Annotated in this window: 16 protein-coding genes; 10 read left to right on the forward strand and 6 right to left on the reverse strand. The window is 67.8% G+C overall.

The window, feature by feature from the left end:
- Window positions 1–87 precede the first annotated feature (87 nt).
- The 6 genes from tatC (at window position 88) to ACSYG9_RS23655 (ending at window position 6,470) form a co-directional block, all read left to right on the forward strand.
- Window positions 88–1,017, forward strand: a complete 930-nt coding sequence (tatC, locus tag ACSYG9_RS23630) for a twin-arginine translocase subunit TatC (RefSeq protein WP_454840189.1) — start codon at window positions 88–90, stop codon at window positions 1,015–1,017.
- Complete coding sequence (locus tag ACSYG9_RS23635; RefSeq protein WP_454840191.1) at window positions 1,017–3,743, forward strand: DEAD/DEAH box helicase; 2,727 nt, start codon at window positions 1,017–1,019, stop codon at window positions 3,741–3,743. Before tatC ends, ACSYG9_RS23635 begins: the two co-directional genes overlap by 1 nt.
- Before the next feature lie 142 nt (window positions 3,744–3,885).
- Window positions 3,886–4,752 (forward strand): DUF4333 domain-containing protein, encoded by an 867-nt coding sequence (locus ACSYG9_RS23640; protein WP_454840193.1) that lies wholly within the window; start codon window positions 3,886–3,888, stop codon window positions 4,750–4,752.
- A 141-nt stretch (window positions 4,753–4,893) separates the two neighbouring features.
- Window positions 4,894–5,139 carry a helix-turn-helix transcriptional regulator gene (locus ACSYG9_RS23645; RefSeq protein WP_454840194.1) on the forward strand — a complete coding sequence of 82 codons (246 nt, stop codon included), beginning with the start codon at window positions 4,894–4,896 and terminating at the stop codon, window positions 5,137–5,139.
- Between the two features lie 39 nt (window positions 5,140–5,178).
- Complete coding sequence (locus tag ACSYG9_RS23650) at window positions 5,179–5,490, forward strand: hypothetical protein (RefSeq protein ID WP_440124761.1); 312 nt, start codon at window positions 5,179–5,181, stop codon at window positions 5,488–5,490.
- Entirely contained in the window at window positions 5,472–6,470 is a 999-nt protein-coding gene (locus tag ACSYG9_RS23655) for a serine/threonine dehydratase (RefSeq protein ID WP_454840196.1), read from the forward strand. Before ACSYG9_RS23650 ends, ACSYG9_RS23655 begins: the two co-directional genes overlap by 19 nt.
- A gap of 15 nt (window positions 6,471–6,485) precedes the next feature.
- On the opposite strand, the gene katG is transcribed toward ACSYG9_RS23655, so the two are convergent.
- The 3 genes from katG to ACSYG9_RS23670 form a co-directional block, all read right to left on the reverse strand.
- Window positions 6,486–8,675, reverse strand: a complete 2,190-nt coding sequence (gene katG, locus ACSYG9_RS23660) for a catalase/peroxidase HPI (protein ID WP_454840197.1) — start codon at window positions 8,673–8,675, stop codon at window positions 6,486–6,488.
- Between the two features lie 255 nt (window positions 8,676–8,930).
- Window positions 8,931–9,977, reverse strand: a complete 1,047-nt coding sequence (locus ACSYG9_RS23665; protein ID WP_440124764.1) for a hypothetical protein — start codon at window positions 9,975–9,977, stop codon at window positions 8,931–8,933.
- A 295-nt stretch (window positions 9,978–10,272) separates the two neighbouring features.
- Window positions 10,273–11,022 carry an alpha/beta hydrolase gene (locus ACSYG9_RS23670; protein WP_440124765.1) on the reverse strand — a complete coding sequence of 250 codons (750 nt, stop codon included), beginning with the start codon at window positions 11,020–11,022 and terminating at the stop codon, window positions 10,273–10,275.
- A 286-nt stretch (window positions 11,023–11,308) separates the two neighbouring features.
- Here ACSYG9_RS23670 and ACSYG9_RS23675 point away from each other — a divergent pair, with 286 nt between their 5' ends.
- The gene (locus ACSYG9_RS23675; protein WP_454840200.1) at window positions 11,309–11,920 is read left to right on the forward strand and encodes a maltokinase N-terminal cap-like domain-containing protein; all 612 of its coding nucleotides are present in this window, start codon (window positions 11,309–11,311) and stop codon (window positions 11,918–11,920) included.
- Window positions 11,921–11,988: 68 nt separating this feature from the next.
- Here ACSYG9_RS23675 and ACSYG9_RS23680 read toward each other — a convergent pair whose 3' ends face one another.
- Genes ACSYG9_RS23680 through ACSYG9_RS23690 form a run of 3 tightly spaced genes read right to left on the reverse strand, consistent with a single transcriptional unit; the run spans window position 11,989 to window position 14,414 of the window.
- Window positions 11,989–13,116 carry an SPFH domain-containing protein gene (locus ACSYG9_RS23680; protein ID WP_440124767.1) on the reverse strand — a complete coding sequence of 376 codons (1,128 nt, stop codon included), beginning with the start codon at window positions 13,114–13,116 and terminating at the stop codon, window positions 11,989–11,991.
- Window positions 13,117–13,176: 60 nt separating this feature from the next.
- Entirely contained in the window at window positions 13,177–13,380 is a 204-nt protein-coding gene (locus ACSYG9_RS23685; protein WP_440124768.1) for a hypothetical protein, read from the reverse strand.
- Window positions 13,381–13,424: 44 nt separating this feature from the next.
- A complete protein-coding gene (locus tag ACSYG9_RS23690) occupies window positions 13,425–14,414 on the reverse strand; it encodes a 5'-3' exonuclease H3TH domain-containing protein (RefSeq protein WP_440124769.1) in 990 nt (329 codons plus the stop codon).
- 43 nt (window positions 14,415–14,457) lie between these two features.
- Between ACSYG9_RS23690 and ACSYG9_RS23695 the strand changes: the two genes are divergently transcribed.
- From ACSYG9_RS23695 to ACSYG9_RS23705, 3 genes are all read left to right on the forward strand, one after another.
- On the forward strand, window positions 14,458–15,588 hold the full coding sequence (locus ACSYG9_RS23695; protein WP_440124770.1) for a M24 family metallopeptidase: 1,131 nt from the start codon (window positions 14,458–14,460) through the stop codon (window positions 15,586–15,588).
- 106 nt (window positions 15,589–15,694) lie between these two features.
- The gene (locus tag ACSYG9_RS23700; RefSeq protein WP_440124771.1) at window positions 15,695–16,222 is read left to right on the forward strand and encodes a hypothetical protein; all 528 of its coding nucleotides are present in this window, start codon (window positions 15,695–15,697) and stop codon (window positions 16,220–16,222) included.
- Window positions 16,219–16,845, forward strand: coding sequence for an RES family NAD+ phosphorylase (locus ACSYG9_RS23705; protein ID WP_454840203.1), 627 nt, complete (start codon window positions 16,219–16,221; stop codon window positions 16,843–16,845). The genes ACSYG9_RS23700 and ACSYG9_RS23705 overlap by 4 nt, the downstream gene beginning before the upstream one ends.
- Window positions 16,846–16,858: the final 13 nt, after the last annotated feature.

Below are 16,858 nucleotides of genomic sequence, written 5' to 3' on the forward strand. Positions count from 1 at the left end.
ACCGGGGCACCCGCCGGGTGTCCCGGTTTCCGCTGACCCAGTGCCCCCACCACGGTGGTGGCCCTGACAGGAGCTGAGACCCGCACCGTGCGCATCCCGTTCGATCCACGCCGCAGTCGGCGCAAGACCAACCCCGACGGCAACATGTCGCTGGTCGAGCATCTCTACGAGCTGCGCACGCGGTTGCTCATCGCCGTTGCCGCGGTGATCGTCACTACCATCGCCGGGTTCTTCTGGTACAGCCACGGCCCGTTCGGCACGTCGAGTCTCGGTGCGATCCTGCTCGATCCGTACTGTTCGCTGCCCGCGTCCGCGCGCGCCGATTTCAGCAGTGACGGCGGTTGCTATCTGCTGGCCACCGGCCCGTTCGAACAGTTCATGCTGCGATTGAAGGTCGCGGCCACCGCGGGTGTGGTGCTCGCCTGCCCGGTGTGGCTCTACCAACTGTGGGCGTTCATCACTCCCGGTCTCTATGCGAAGGAACGCCGGTACGCCGTCGGGTTCGTCACTTCCGGCGCGGTGTTGTTCGTCGCCGGTGCGGTCCTGGCGTATCTCGTGGTCACCCACGCGTTGTCGTTCCTGTTGACTGTCGGCAACGATGTGCAGGTCACCGCGCTGTCGGGTTCCGAGTACTTCGGATTCATGATCAACCTGCTGGTGATCTTCGGGGTGTCGTTCGAGATCCCGCTGGTGCTCGTCGCACTCAACGCAGTGGGGATGCTGTCGTACGAAAAGCTCCAGGCGTGGCGGCGTGGCCTGATCATGGCGGTGTTCGTGTTCGCGGCGATCGCCACCCCCGGCCAGGACCCGTTCTCGATGCTGGCGTTGGCGTTGGCGCTGACGATCCTGGTCGAGTTCTCCATCCAGATCGCGCGCCTGAACGACAAGCGCCGCGCTCGCAAGGCCCGCGACGAAGGCTGGGGCGACCTCGACGACGAGGAAGGTTCGTCCATTGCGGCACCGACCCCGGTCGAGAAACCGGCACCGGCCGCCACCGACTATTCCGACACCCTGTGATGGACACCCCCGACATGTCGTCGGCCGAGACTGCGCCCCAGTTGACGGTGTTCGCATCCGGCCTGCCGTTCCCCCTCGATCCGTTCCAACAGCAGGCGTGCCGCGCGCTCGAGGGCGGGCACTCGGTGTTGGTGTGCGCACCCACCGGCGCGGGCAAAACCGTTGTCGGGGAGTTCGCGGTGCACCTGGCGGTCCATGCAGGCACCAAATGCTTCTACACCACCCCGATCAAGGCGCTGAGCAACCAGAAGTACGCCGATCTGTGCGCCCGGCACGGTAAGCAACAGGTGGGGTTGCTCACCGGCGACCAGTCGATCAACCCGAATGCGCCGGTGGTGGTGATGACCACCGAAGTCCTGCGCAACATGCTCTACGCGTCGTCGCCGACCCTCATCGGGCTGAGCCATGTGGTGATGGACGAAGTGCATTTCCTCGCCGACCGGTTCCGGGGCGCGGTGTGGGAAGAGGTGATCCTGCACCTGCCGGAGGATGTCCGGTTGGTGAGCCTGTCCGCGACGGTGTCCAACGCCGAGGAGTTCGGTGACTGGATGACCACGGTGCGTGGCGACACCGCGGTCGTCGTCGACGAGGTGCGCCCCATTCCGCTGCACCAGCACATGATGGTCGGGCCCCGGCTCTACGACCTGTTCGATACCCGCGCCGAACCCGCCGATACTCCCGTAGCGGAGCGACGCCGCGGGGTCGTGGTCGATCCTGAACTGGCAGCGCAGGTGCGGCGCCGCGCCAGCATCGACGGTGATCGGTGGCAGTCGCGCGGACGAAGCACCTTCCGGCCGATTCCCCGACCCGATGTGATCGTCCGCCTCGACGCCGAAGGGCTGCTGCCCGCGATCACCTTCGTGTTCTCCCGCGCCGGTTGCGACGCGGCGGTGTCCCAGTGCCTGCGGTCCGGGCTGCATCTGACCACCGACGACGAAGCCGCCGAAATCCGGCGGATCGTCACCGAGCACACCCGCGAGTTGCCGCGCGCCGACCTCGAGGTGTTGGGGTTCGCGTCGTGGCGCACTGCCCTCGAGCGCGGTATCGCCGCGCATCACGCGGGAATGTTGCCTGCGTTCCGGCACACCGTCGAGGAACTGTTCGTGCGTGGTCTGGTGCGGGCGGTGTTCGCCACCGAAACCCTCGCGTTGGGCATCAACATGCCTGCCCGCACGGTGGTGCTCGAACGGTTGGTCAAATACAACGGGGAAACCCACGCGGAACTGACCCCCGGCGAGTACACGCAACTCACCGGCCGGGCCGGTCGTCGCGGTATCGACGTCGAGGGCCACGCGGTGGTGCTGTGGCAGCCGGGTGTGGAACCGGCCGCCGTCGCGGGTCTGGCCTCGACGCGTACCTTCCCGCTGCGTAGTTCGTTCCGCCCGTCGTACAACATGGCGGTCAACCTGATCGACGCGGTCGGGGTGCAGCGGTCCCGCGCGCTGCTCGAGATGTCGTTCGCGCAGTTCCAGGCCGACAAGTCGGTCGTCGGCGCCACCCGCGGCATCGCACGTAACGAAAAGCAGCTGGAAAAGATGCGCGAGCAGCTCGGCGGCGCCGACAGCGAGATCTTCGATTACATGCGGTTGCGGGCCGATCTGACCGACGCCGAGCGGCAACACGAGCGGAAGAAGCGGCAGGATCGGCGGCAGGAGTCGGTCGCGTCGCTGGTGGCGTTGCGCCCCGGGGAGATCGTCGCGGTTCCGGCGGGGCGGCGCACCGGGCTGGCGGTGATCATCGACCCGGACCATGATGTCACCGATCCGCGGCCCTACGTGGTGACCGCCGACGGCTGGTCGGGGCGGCTCTCGGCGGGAGACTTCCCCACCCCGGCGGTGGTGTTGGGACGATTGAAGTTGCCGCGGCACGCCGATCCGCGGACCGGGCGTGGCAGGCGGGACATCTCGTCGGCGTTGCGGTCGAAGGGTCTGGTGCCGCCGCGTCGAGCGAAGCGGTCCCGCAGCGGCGGCGATACTCGCGAGATCGATGCGTTGCGCCGCGCGCTGCGCACGCACCCGGCGCGGGCGAACCCGGAGGTAGAAGCGTTGGCGCGGGTCGGGGAACGCTACAACCGGTTGTTGCGCGACACCGAGCATCAGCGACGCAAGACGGCGGCGACCACCGATTCGCTGGCGCGCACGTTCGAACGGATCGTGTTGTTGCTGTCGGAGCGCGGTTACCTGACCGGTGGGGACGATCCGGCGACGACCGAGGCGGGGGAACGGCTCGCCCGGATCTACACCGAATCGGATCTGTTGGTCGCCGAGTGTCTGCGCGCCGGGGTGTGGGCGGGGCTCTCGCCGGCGGAGCTCGCCGCGGTCGTCTCGACGGTGATTTTCGAGTCGCGGGGCGATGATGTGCCGGAGGTGCGGGGCCCGACCGGTCCGATCCGGCGGGCTTTGGCCGACACGGTACAGCTGTGCGACGCGCTGCGGGCCGATGAGCTGCGTCATCGGTTGCCGACGACCCGCGAGCCGGATTTCGGGTTCGTCTCCGCTGCCTACACCTGGGCGGGTACCGCGTCGTTGACCGAGTCGCTGTTGGCGGCCGTTGCCGCGGGCAGTGAACTTTCGCCCGGTGACTTCGTGCGGTGGTGCCGACAGTTGATCGATCTGCTCGATCAGATTCGCACGACCGCGCAGGATCCGGCGTTGGCGAAGGCGGCGGGACGGGCGGTCGCCGCGATTCGCCGTGGGGTCGTGGCCGTCGATGCGACCGCGGCATGAGTGCCCAGGTGATCGAGGCCGAGGCGTGGGCGGTCTCCCACCGGTCCGGTATGTGTGATTTGATACGCCCGCTACCACACGGGGGACCGAACGTTGGTGAGCATTACGCTGAACCTATGAACGATGCCGAGTGGAGGCGACGATGACCGGCCCGAACGAACCGCAGGACCCGAACGGGAACGAGCAGGCACGCGACCCGTGGGCCCCGCCCCCGTCCGGCGTCGAGCCTGCATCGCCGCAGCCACCGACGCCGCAGTGGGGTGCCGCTCCGGGCGGAGACTCTGCGGCGCCGACGCAACAGTGGGGGCAGCAATCGCACCAGCAGTGGGGACAGCAACAACAGCCCGGTCAGGCCGGAGCGCCCGCGTGGGGCGCACCACACGGTGGGCAGGCCCCACAGTCCAACGACCAGTGGGGTCAGCAGGCCCCGCAGTGGGGTGCCCCGAGCTCTTCGGGTGCCGGTCCGCAGCCCTGGGGCACACCCACGACGCCGTCGGCTCAGCCCGGGTGGGGACAGCCCGGACAGCAGCCGGGTCAGATGGGTGGACAGCAGTGGCCCCCGCAGGGACAGCCCGGGCAGCCCTGGCAGCAGCCGGCCCCCGGGCCGGGAGGCCAACCCGGGTGGGGAGCACAGCAACAGCAACCCGGTAGTGGACCGTGGCAGCCGCCGCACCACCCGGACGGAACACCCGGGGGCACTCGCTCGAAGCTGCCGTTGATCCTCGGCGGCGTCGGTGTGCTCGTGGTGGTGATCGCAGCGGTGATCGGGTTCCTGACTCTCGGCGGCGGTACCACTCTCGATTCCGAGGCCGCGCAGGCCGGTGTGGCGCAGGTCCTCACCGAGTCGTACGGCGCGCAGGAAGTCGGTGACGTGTCGTGCCCGGGTGATCAGAAGGTCGAGGCCGGGGCGAGTTTCGAATGCACCCTCACCGTCGACGGGCAGCACCGTTCGGTGACGTTGACGTTCACCGACGACAACGGCACCTACGAGGTCAGCCGCCCGAACTGACCGTTTCCACCGGAGCGTGTCATCCGAAATCCCCGCTCACTGCCCGTGGGCGGGGATTTCTGCGCGGCTCCAGCTTCCGCGGACCCACCGAACTGGTTCGAAAACTACATTGAACTATTGTGTTTTCCTAACATGGAGACCATGTCTCGACACAGGACGGAACGCCGCATCGGCAATGTCGTTCGGGAACTCCGGAGCACACGTGGCCTGTCCCGCCACCAGTTGGCGATCCTGACCGGGACACACGCGCAGACGATCGGCTCCCTCGAACGCACACAGCAGCAACCGAGCTTGGATGTGGCAATGCGCATCAGCGCCGCGTTCGACCGGCAGGTACAGGAGGTGTTCTTCTGGGTCGACACTCCGGATCCGCACGAGAAACCGTAGTGCTCTCGTGGTTGTGCGGCGATCCGCTACGCTCGCGCAGTGCACCCGACGAGCGAGCTGATCGGCCAGATCCTGCGTGAGGCCATCGAGGGCGGCGGAGTCGCCGCGTGGGCGACAGTCGAGGAATGGGACGGCGTCGCCACCGCACGCATCACGGAGACAGGTGGCACGATCCACATCATCGACGGGAGTGTCGCGCAACGCGGGATCAGCACGATACTCCTCGACGACGACGCCCACTATGCGCACACTCGTGACGCGGTCCGCGCCGAGAACCCCCGCCTGATCGACGGTGACGTCGCCGACGCGATCGTGCAGTTCGGGCTCTTCGGATGGATCGTGTACCGGTGAGTTCCGACCACGACAACCCCCAAGCAACAGCACCGGCCACAGCGGTCGATCACGAGTCCGTCGTCGACGCTGCACGCCGCATCACCTCGATCGTGCGGCGCACCCCGATCGTCACGGCAGCGGTGCCCACCCCGAACGGCCCGGTCGAGGTGGTATTCAAACTCGAATACTTGCAGCACGGTGGATCCTTCAAGGTCCGCGGCAGCCTCAACGCGTTCGGCCGCGCCCGCGAGAACGGCACGCTCCCCGCTGCGGGCGTACTCATCGCCTCCGGCGGCAACGCCGCTATCGGTGCCGCCTGGGCGGCCCGATACTGGGGCACACCCTGCACCGTCGTTGTTCCCGACGCCGTGCCACCGGCGAAGCTCGACCGGTTGCGGCGGCTCGGCGCGACCGTGCACCGGGCGGGCTGGTCCTATGCCGACGCCGCAGCGCACGCCGCGACTCTCGCCGGTGAACTCGGCGCCGTGACGTTGCACGCCTACGACCTACCGGACATCGTCGCCGGCGCCGGTACCATCGCGCTCGAACTGGCCGAACAGATCGGGTCTCCCATGGAGTGTCTTGTCGCAGTCGGAGGCGGGGGACTGGTCGCCGGGGTCACCGCCGGCGCCCGCGACACCGACGTGATCCACGGCGTCGAACCGGCCGGTGCTGCCGCCCTGCACCGTGCGCTGGCCGCGGGGGGACCGATCGATATCGAGGTGGACAGCATCGCCGCCGATTCGCTCGGTGCCACCCGCATCGGGAACCTCGCGTGGGCTGCGGCGAGCAGCGGACGTATCGACAGTCTCGTCGTCGACGACGCCGCTATCGTCGACGCGCGACGCTGGTTGTGGGACGAGCTACGCATCGTCGTCGAACACGGCACGGCCGCGGCGCTCGCGCCCGTTCTGGCGGGGACGGTCACGCCTGCCGCGGGCCGGACCCTGTGCGTGGTTCTCTGCGGCGCCAACACCGCGGTAGCCGACCTGGGCTGATCGATCGCCGCGAGTTCAGGCGACGTCGAACCGGTCCAGGTTCATCACCTTGTCCCATGCGGCCACGAAATCCCGGACGAACTTGGGCTGGGCGTCATCGCTCGCATACACCTCGGCGATACCCCGCAGCTGTGAGTGCGATCCGAACACGAGATCGACGGCAGTCGCCGTTCCCCGGGAGTGACCGGTGACTCGGTCACGTCCCTCGTAGACGTGCTCCTCGCTGGTCGAGGGGAACCATTCGATACCCATGTCCGTGATGGTCACGAAGAAATCGGTGGTCAACATTCCGGGCCGGTCCGTCAGCACCCCGTGGGAAGCCCCACCGTGATCGGTGTCGAGTACGCGCATCCCACCGAGCAGCACCGTCATCTCGGGTGCCGTCAACGTCAGCAGGTTCGCTCGATCGAGGAGCAGCCGTTCCGGTGGTTGTTTCTCCCCGGCCCGCAGATAGTTGCGGAATCCGTCCGCCTTCGGTTCGAGCACCGCGAAGGACTCGGCGTCGGTCTGCTCTTGTGCGGCATCGGTGCGTCCCGGTGTGAACGGGACCGTGATGTCGTGTCCCGCCGCGACCGCGGCCTGTTCGATCCCGGCGCATCCGCCGAGGACGATGAGGTCGGCGAGTGAGATCTTCGTGTCCCCGCTCTGCCGGTCGTCGAATTCCTGCCGGATCCGGTCGAGCACCACGATGACCTCTGCCACGGCGGCCGGTTCGTTGACCTCCCAATCTTTCTGCGGCGAGAGCCGCAGGCGGGCTCCGTTGGCGCCGCCGCGCTTGTCGGTGCCGCGGAAGCTCGCCGCGGCCGCCCAGGCCGTGGTGACCAGTTGCCGGATCGACAGACCCGAGTCGAGGATCATCTGCTTCAACGCGGCGACCTCGCTGGCGCCGACGAGCGGGTGATCGACCGCGGGCACCGGGTCCTGCCACACTTGCGCTTCGGGGATCCGCGGGCCCAGATAGCGAGTGATCGGCCCCATGTCGCGGTGCAGCAGTTTGTACCAGGCCTTACCGAATTCGGCCTCGAGTTCCTCGGGATGATCGAGCCAGCGGCGAGTGATCGGGCCGTAGATCTCGTCGAAGCGCAACGACAGGTCGGTGGTGAGCATCACCGGGGGATGGCGTTTCGACGGGTCGTGCGCATCGGGCACCGCATCGGCCGCGGCACCGTCCTTCGGAATCCACTGGAACGCACCGGCGGGACTCGTCGTCTTCTCCCACTCGTAGCGGTAGAGGGTGTCGAGGAACGAGTTGTCCCAGGACGTGGGGGTCGGGGTCCAGGTACCTTCCAGACCGCTGGTGATCGCGTCACCACCGACCCCGGTGCCGTAGGCATTCTTCCAGCCGAGGCCCTGCTGTTCGACCGGGGCGGCTTCGGGTTCGGGGCCGACCAGATCGGCGGGGCCCGCGCCGTGCGTCTTACCGACGGTGTGGCCGCCGACGATCAACGCGGCGGTCTCGATGTCGTTCATTGCCATCCGCCCGAACGTCTCCCGGATATCGACGGCCGCGGCGATCGGATCGGGGGTGCCGTTGGGGCCTTCGGGATTGACGTAGATCAGCCCCATCTGCACTGCGCCGAGCGGACCGGCGAGATCCCGTTCACCGCTGTAGCGTTCGTCCCCGAGCCAGGTGTCCTCCGGACCCCAGTACACCTCGTCCGGTTCCCAGATGTCTTCGCGGCCGAACCCGAATCCGAAGGTCGTGAAACCCATCGATTCGTAGGCGCAGTTACCGGCGAAGATGATCAGGTCGGCCCAGGAGATCTTCCTGCCGTATTTCTTCTTGATCGGCCACAGCAACCGTCGTGCCTTGTCGAGACTGGCGTTGTCCGGCCAGCTGTTGAGCGGCGCGAGCCGCTGTGCGCCCTGGCCACCGCCACCGCGACCGTCGGCGATCCGATAGGTGCCTGCAGCATGCCAGCTCATCCGGATGAAGAGGGGACCGTAGTGGCCGTGATCGGCGGGCCACCACGGTTGCGACGTCGTCATCACCTCGACGATGTCCCGTTCGAGGGCATCGACGTCGAGGGACGCGAACTCGCTCGGATAGTCGAAGTCCACACCCATCGGGTCGGTCGCGGGAGACTGCGGACGGAGCACACTCAGATCGAGTTGGTCGGGCCACCAGTCACGGATCGTGCGGGGGCGGTGCGCTTTCGGTGTAGGGGATGCGATCGCCGGGTTTTCGCTTTCGCTCTTGGACACGGTGCCATTCCTTCCGGTGTTCGGTGAATGGGACGGTGCTCACGGAGGGGTTCGGTGAACGCGGGATCTCCCGTGCCGAATGTGCCCGCGCGGCGACGAAATGCGCCGCGGAGTCGACGGTCCGTGAGCGGGTCACCTCTCCATGATGACCCTGTCGTGGGAACGGGGTCCAGACCTCGCGGGGCCCCACGGCTCGGGGCATCGTCACCGAAGAAGCCGAGACGTCCGCGCTGCGAGCAGCTGTCCGGCCGGGATCTAGTCCGAGGGATCGTGTCCGTCCCGAGACCGTGCGGTGGCCGCGCGCAGGCGGGTGAGTTCCGCGCGGTTCGTCTCGGCGTCGGCTCGGAGCGCGGACAGTTCGGCGCGCAGCGCAGTGACCTCGGTGCGCAGTTCGTCGCCGCGGTCGCGGGCGGCGGTTTCTGCAGCACGCGCGGTGGCGGAGGTGACGCGCGCGTCTTCGAGCGCATCACGGAGCTCGGCGACACGGGTCCGTTCGAGACCGAGGTCGGATTCGAGGCGGTCGATGGTCGTGGCGTGCCGCTCGGTGTCTGCGCGGGCGCGTTCGGCCGCGGTGTCGGCGCGGGTGAGCCGGTCCCGATGCTCACCGACCTCGGTGCGGAGCCGGTCGCGTTCGATCGTCGCCGCGTCGAGATGTTCGCGCTGCGTGGTGATCGTCGCGTGCAGGTCGTTGACGTTCTGTTCGTGTTCGGCGATCGCGGCCGCGTGCTCGTCTCGGTGGCGGCGCAGCGCATCGGCGTGCTCTTCATGCAGGCGCGTCAGTTCGTCGTGATGCGCGGTGTCGAGTGTGCGGATCTGCTCGTCATGCGCGGCGCGTGCGTCGGACAGTTCGCGGTCGACGGCCTCGACGGCCGCGTCGGCGTTGTCGCGGTCGTCGGTGGCGTGGCTGAGTTGTTCGTTCAGGCGGGCGATCTTCGCGTCGGCGTCGGCCTTGACCTTGGCGAGTTCGGTGGCGGCGCGGTGCAGCTGCGCGTCGAGTGCGCCGGGATCGGTGAGTTTGTCGAGCGCCGCCGTGATCTGGGTGGCGACCGCGCTGTGTTGTTCGAGGCTTGCGGCGGTGAGGGTGCGTAGTGCCGTCACCGCGGCGGTGAGGTTGGCGGCTGCGTCGCTCGGGCTGGCGGGGTCGGTCAGTTCTGCGAGTTGTTCAGCTTCCTTCCGCAGCCGTGCACGTTCACGGTGGGCGCGGACACGATCGGCGGGGGAGTCGTATTTGCGGGGTCGGCCGACGCGTGGTTTGCCGGCTTCTGCGCGTGACGCGGACGCCGCATTCGTCGTATCGCTCATTCCGGACCCCTTCGACCGTCTCCGACTGTTCCATAAACGTACGTGTTTCGAAATGTAACTCGAAACGAAATGATATTAAATCATAAAATCGCAGGTACTACGCACTCTCGACTGAGCGAACGACATAGTCGCTGCCTTTTCGTTTCAATCCACGATCCATATGCGCAACTATTCATGTATTATCGTTGATCGTCATAATCCCCACTTATGACGATCAGGATTTTGCGGGGGCCGAAAACTGTGCACCCCCGGGGAGGGCCGGTCGGCGGCGCCGCGACGCACCGCCGACCGGGCCTCAGTTCAGGTGCCGAGCGAAGAACCGGTTCGCCTCATCGCTCGCGTGCTGCGGGACACCGGCGTGCCCGCCCATGTGCGCGTGCAGCGCCTTCTCCGCGGAGCCGAACGCGTCGAACAACTCCAACGCCGCACGCCGATCGTTTCCGTCGTCGTCCCATTGCACCAGGACATGCAGCGGAATGGTGACCTGCCGGGCGTCCTCGACGATGGTGCGGGGCACGAAACTCCCTGCGAACAGAACAGCCGCGGTGATGCGTGGCTCGACCACCGCCAGCCGGACGCCGGTGGCGATCACCCCTCCCGAATACCCCACCGGGCCGCGGATCTGCGGCAGCGCGAGCAGGGCGTCGAGGGCGGTCTGCAGTTCCGGGACCGCCCTGTCGACCAGCGGAAGGATGAGCCGGTCGACGAGCGCGTCGCCGACGGGCTCCCCGGACTGCAGTGCCCGGCGCAGGTCGGCTCGGGCCTGATCGGCGGCGGCCGATCGAGGCCGGTCACCGCTTCCGGGGTTCTCGAGGGTGGCCGCGGCGTAGCCCTGCGCCACGGCGGCGCGGGCCCGGGCCGCCAGTCTCGGGTACATCGCGTGGAGTCCGAGTGGCGGATGACCGAGCAGGATCAACGGGACAGCAGCGGAGGCTGCTGCGGGCGTCCACAGGATGCCGGGAACCTCACCGAGAACGAAGGTACGTTCGACAACGCCGTCGTCGACGCCTGGTTCGGAAGGGGAGTGTTCGGAAGTGAAGAGCATGGTCGTGCCTTTCGGGAGTGCGCTCGAGCGGTGCTCCCGGACGACCTATCGTCCGACCGTGACCCCACAGGGGAGCACCCGTATCGATACTGCGTTCACGGGTACCACCTCCTCGCTCTCTTGCACGGTCCCCGGAAACCTAGCAACGGCCGCGGCAGCCGGGCAACAGGGTTTTCGTTGGCGCCGATTCCGTGGACGTGCCACGTTCGTCGACACCGCCATCGCCAGCGGCTCACCGCATCCGGATCGGCCGGGGTTCGACGCCCCGCCCCGTTATGCTCACGCCATGGCCCTCCTGTATTCAGCCGACCTGTCGCCGAGCAAGCAGGACGTGATTACTGCCTGGTTGCCGGCCGCCGACTACTACCCGGGAACCGCTCCGGTACTCGAACCGCTCGGTGCGTACCGCTTCGACGACCCGGACGGTGAGGTCGGTATCGAGATTCACCTGGTGCGCGACGCGGACGGGGCCGTCTATCAGGTGCCGCTGACCTACCGCGGGGCGCCGCTGCCGACTGCGCAACTGGTGGGGCAGATCGAGCATTCGGTGCTCGGCCACCGCTACGTCTACGACGCGACGACCGACCCCGTCTACGTCACGCAGTTGCTCGCGACCATCGACGGCGGCGGATGTGAGGCGGAGCAGTTCGTGCACATCGACGGCGCCGAGCCGCGGAAGATCACGAACACCGTACGCGTCCGAGGAACGGGTACCGGGCCGGCATCGGGGATCGCCGTCACCGAGGCGCGGTGTGCCGCTGTGGGAACCGACACCGTGATCGAGGCGGGAGGTGCCACGGTGGTGGTGCATCACCGTCCGGTCGACACCGAACCTGCCGGCCCCGCGCTACTCGGCGAATGGGACACCGGCCGCGCGCTCCTGGCACACCGCCGATAGATGGTCGCGGTCGGGGACACGGGCAGCAGCTGCCCGTGTCCCCGACCGTCGGTGCGATTCGCGCGGGGTCAGCCCGCGATTTCGTGCAGGCCCTGCTGGTCGTCGTCCTTGTCGCCGCTCAGAATGCCTTTCTGCAGCGCCCCGAACACAGCCAGACCCTGACCGACCATGCCGGAGATGGTGTCGTTGACCCCCTCCTGACCGTTGAGGATGGTCAGGTTGGAGTTCGCCAGGCCCTTCGCAGCGGCCTCCACGATCAGCGGCAACTGCTCGATCAACGTCTGATCCAGTGCGACACGATCGTTGGACGCCGCAGCTTCGGCGAGGATCCGGATCTCCTCTGCCTTGGCCTTGGCCAAGATCTCGGTCTCCCGCGCCCGTGCCTCCGCGGGTTTGATGACCTCTGCCTCGAGCTGCTTCTCCCGCAGCGCCGCGTGCTTGATCGCCAGTTCCGACTGCGCCTCGAGAACCTCACGTTGCGCCTTGGCCTGCGCGAGCGGCCCCGCCTGCGCGGACTCCGCCTTGACACGATCGGTCTCCGCCTCGATCTCGGCTTCCTTGATGGCGGTCTCACGCATGTACTCCGCCTGACGGCGACGGGATTCCTGCTGGGCTTCGGCGGAGGCCCGATCTGCTTCGGCCTGCGCGATTTTCGCTTCCCGCTCCACCTGCGCGAGGTGTGGTGCCCGCAAGGAATCGATGTAACCGGAGTCGCAGTCGTCGATGGAGCGGATCTGCATCGAATCCACGATCAGACCCATCCGCCCCATCTCCACATTGGAACTGTCGAGCACCTGTGAGGCGAGCACCTCACGATTGCGAATAATTTCCTCGACCGTCATCGAGCCGATGATGGACCGCAGGTGACCCGCGAAGATTTCCCCGACGGTGCTCGACATCGCACCCTTCTGCGAGGACAGGAAACGCTGTGCGGCGTTGACGATCGATTCCTTGTCGTTGCCCACCTTGAACGCGACGACTGCGCTGACGGACAGTTCCACTCCCTGGGTGGTCACGCAGGTTTCCTTGATGATGGCCTCGTGCAGGTCCAGCGACAGGATGTCCGCTTTCCGCAGAACCGGGATCACGAACGCGCCCTGGCCGGTGACCACACGGAACGGCGCCCCGTCTCCTCCGCGATTGCCGCCGGAGATGAGCAGGGCTTGGTTGGGGGCGGGCACTCGATAGCCGAACATTCGTACTCCTCTGGTCAGGTACTGCTCTGGTCAGGTACTGCTTGGTCGGATAGTGCTGTGTCAGGTAGCGCCTGCCGCGTTCTCGAAATCCAGGTCCAGCCAGGGCTCGACGTCGAGGGTGCGGCCACCGCGCTCGGCGATCACCAGGACGGTGCACATCGCCGGCAGCGGATCCGCGGACCACGCAGTGTAGGTTTCCCGGCCGCCGCGGATGGTCACTTCCACCTGTCCGGGCCCGGCGGTCCCGCGGGTCGCCAACGTCACTCGTCCGATCCTCCCGATCGGATTCTGGTCGGTCATACGGCAGGTCACCGACCGGCGAGGGCCGCGGTGAGCGACCCCACGGCCCGTTCGACACCCCACTGCTGCGCGAGGGCGGTCAATGCGTCCGCATCGGCCGGCGACGACGGCAACTCGTCGGCCTTCGAACGCTGCACCGGCGCGTCGGTGGCCACCTGCACCACCGGCATCGCCACGTCGAGATAGTCCGACGCGGCGACAAGCTTGCTGCGCATGCCTTTCGCGAGTGATGTGGACTCGTCGAGCGCCGCCGCGCGCACCGCCGCGAGGGACCCGTACTGCATCAGCAACCCGGATGCGGTCTTCTCCCCGACACCTTTGACGCCGGGCAATCCGTCCGACGGGTCGCCGCGCAGCGCCGCGAGCTCAGCGTAGGCGGCGCCCGCCCGCTCGGCGGGAACACCGTATTTGACGGCGACCGAAGCCGGGTCGAACAATTCTGCTTTGGCCAGGCCCCGGCCGACGTACAGCACCCGCACGGGCACCGGGGTGTCGGTGACGACCTGCAGCAGATCCCGGTCACCGCTGACGACCACCACCGGATCGGTGCGTTCGGTCGCGGCGAGGGTGCCCATCACGTCGTCGGCTTCGAAACCGTCGGCGCCGCCGGTGGCGATGCCCGCGGCGGCGAGGATCTCGAGGATCACCGGGACCTGCGGGACCAGTGCGGGCGGGACGTCTTCGACCCTGCCGTCGACAGAACCGGCGGCGACACGGTGTGCCTTGTAGCTGGGCACCGCCACGACCCGGAACGCGGGCCTCCAGTCCAGATCCAGGCAGGCGACCATCCGGGTGGGGCGGTGCCGCCGGATCAGCGATGCAACCATGTCGACGAACCCGCGGATCGCGTTGACGGGAGTGCCGTCCGGTCCGGTCAGGGAGGCGGGGACGCCGTAGAACGCGCGGAACCACAGGCTCGCGCTGTCCAGCAGCAACAGTGATGGCGTCCGGAGGGCGGGCCCGGCGTCGGCGGATGCGGAAATGTCGGGTTCGGTCACGGACTCATCCTGCCATCGTTCACCGGGCATTAGGCTCGACGACATGAGTACCGCTGAGTCCCGCTTCCCCGCCGTCCGCTACGGAGCCCGACTGCGCCGCGCTGCCGAACTCGGTGCCGCTGCCGGACTCGATGCGCTCCTGATCACCCCCGGCCCCGACCTGCGGTACCTCATCGGGTCCCGCGCCGAATCGTTCGAACGCCTCACCGCCCTGGTGATCCCCACCGACGGCTCGACCGCCGCGATCGTCGTGCCGCGCCTCGAGTTGGCGTCGCTGAACGAGTCCGCCGTCGCCGAACTCGCACTGCCGGTACGGGACTGGGTAGACGGGCAGAACCCGTACGCGATCGTCGCGGACCTCGTCCCCGCCGGCGGGAAGATTGCGGTGGCCGACGCGATGCCCGCGCTGCATCTGGTGCCGCTCGCCGCGACATTCGATCACGTTCCGGTGCTCGCGACCGGGGTGATCCGGGATCTGCGCATGATCAAAGACAGTGACGAAATCGAGGCACTGCGTCGCGCCGGTGCTGCCATCGACCGGGTACACGCCAGGATGGGGGAATGGCTGCGCCCGGGCCGCACCGAAGCGCAGGTCGCCGCGGACATCTCCGCCGCGATCATCGCCGAAGGCCACACCGAGGCCGCGTTCGTGATCGTCGGGTCGGGTCCGCACGGCGCCGACCCGCACCACGAGGTGTCCGACCGGGTCATCACCACCGGCGACATCGTGGTCATCGACATCGGCGGTCCGGTCGAACCGGGTTACAACTCCGATTCCACCCGCACCTACAGCATCGGTGCCCCGGATGCCGCGGCCGCCGAGAAGATCGCGGTGCTCGAGGCCGCGCAGCAGGCTGCGGTCGATGCCGTGAAACCCGGGGCGCGCGCCGAGGACATCGACGCCGCGGCACGTGATCTGCTCGCCGCCGAGGGCCTCGCGGAGGTCTTCGTGCACCGCACCGGGCACGGCATCGGCCTGTCGGTGCACGAAGAGCCGTACATCGTGGGGGGCAACACTGAACCGCTGCGGGCGGGCATGGCGTTCAGCGTCGAACCGGGCATCTATTTCCGCGGCGAATGGGGTGCCCGCATCGAGGACATCGTCATCGTCACCGACGACGGCTGCGAGCCGGTCAATCGGCGTCCGCACGGGTTGACGGTGCTGCCGGGCTGACGTTCCGGCTCAGCACGACGAACCCCTGGTAGGGAAGTCAGCGCAGACCACCACATGCGTTTAGTGCGATACCATTAACCGCACAGAACGCATGTGGAGGTATGCGATGAACCCCGAGACAGCAACCCCTGAAGGCCTGGCGATGGCCGTCGCATCCGACCTGGCACAAACTCGACGCAATGTCACCGCACTCGGCACGGCAATCCACGCTGCACAGCTGACGGCGGCCTCACCCGCGTTGGCGCGGGCCGTGCAGGCCCAACAGAATCTGTACGACCGCATCGACACCGAGTTCGGCCTGCTCACCAGCGCGCAGGCCGCCGACCGAATGAGCTCTCGTGCCGTCGCACGGCGGAACGCGGCCACCGCAGCCCGCAGCGAGGGACGGCTACTCGCGCTGCGTCGCGGAAAATACCTGCTGTACCCCGCCTTCCAGTTCGAGGCCACCGGCATCCGGCCCGTGATCGCCGCACTCCGCGACATCGGCGACCAGCACGGCTGGGATGAGACGAGCCTGATCGAGTGGATGATGACACCGACGACCTACCTCAGCGGTAGTCGGCCCGTGGACATCATCGACGACGCCGAGCAGATCCTGACAGTCGCCGCAGAATCCTTCGGGGTCTCCTGGTGAACACGGCCGGCGCGCCGCCCCGGCCGTTCGACGCCGACACCGATCCCCTCACTACAGGTCAACGCCTGTACCGGGTGCACAGCAACACCCGAACTGTCGGCGAATTCAATCCCGGATACGGCAGCCGGACCCGATTCGCGTTCTTCGGTGGCCCGGTGGTGCCGGTCCTGTACGCCGCCGACACGGAAGAGGCAGCGCTCGCAGAGTCTCTGCTGCACGACATTCCCGTCGGCGGCGGCATCCTCCCGTACGCTGCGTATGCCGACAAGGTGATGGGCAAGATCGAGGTGACCCGCGACCTGCAGCTGGCGAGTTTGCGCGGCCTCGGCCTGCGCCGCCTCGGAGTGGAAGCCCGGCATGTCACCGATACCGACGCCGGCGAATACCCGCGCACCGTGCTGTGGGCGAAGGCCGCCCACGAAGCCGGCTTCGACGGGCTGGCGTGGGCCTCCCGTAAATGCAACGACACCCGGGCCGTGGTCCTGTTCGGCGACCGCTGTCGGAACGCACTTCGGCAGGACAGCTCATTCGGCCGGATCTTCCAGTCCGGACCCGGCCTCGACTGGCTTATCGAGACCTGCGGCCCCCTACACATCGACGTATTACCACCAGCCCCCAGATGACCCGTCGACGATG

Source organism: Rhodococcus sp. SJ-2, assembly GCF_053750035.1.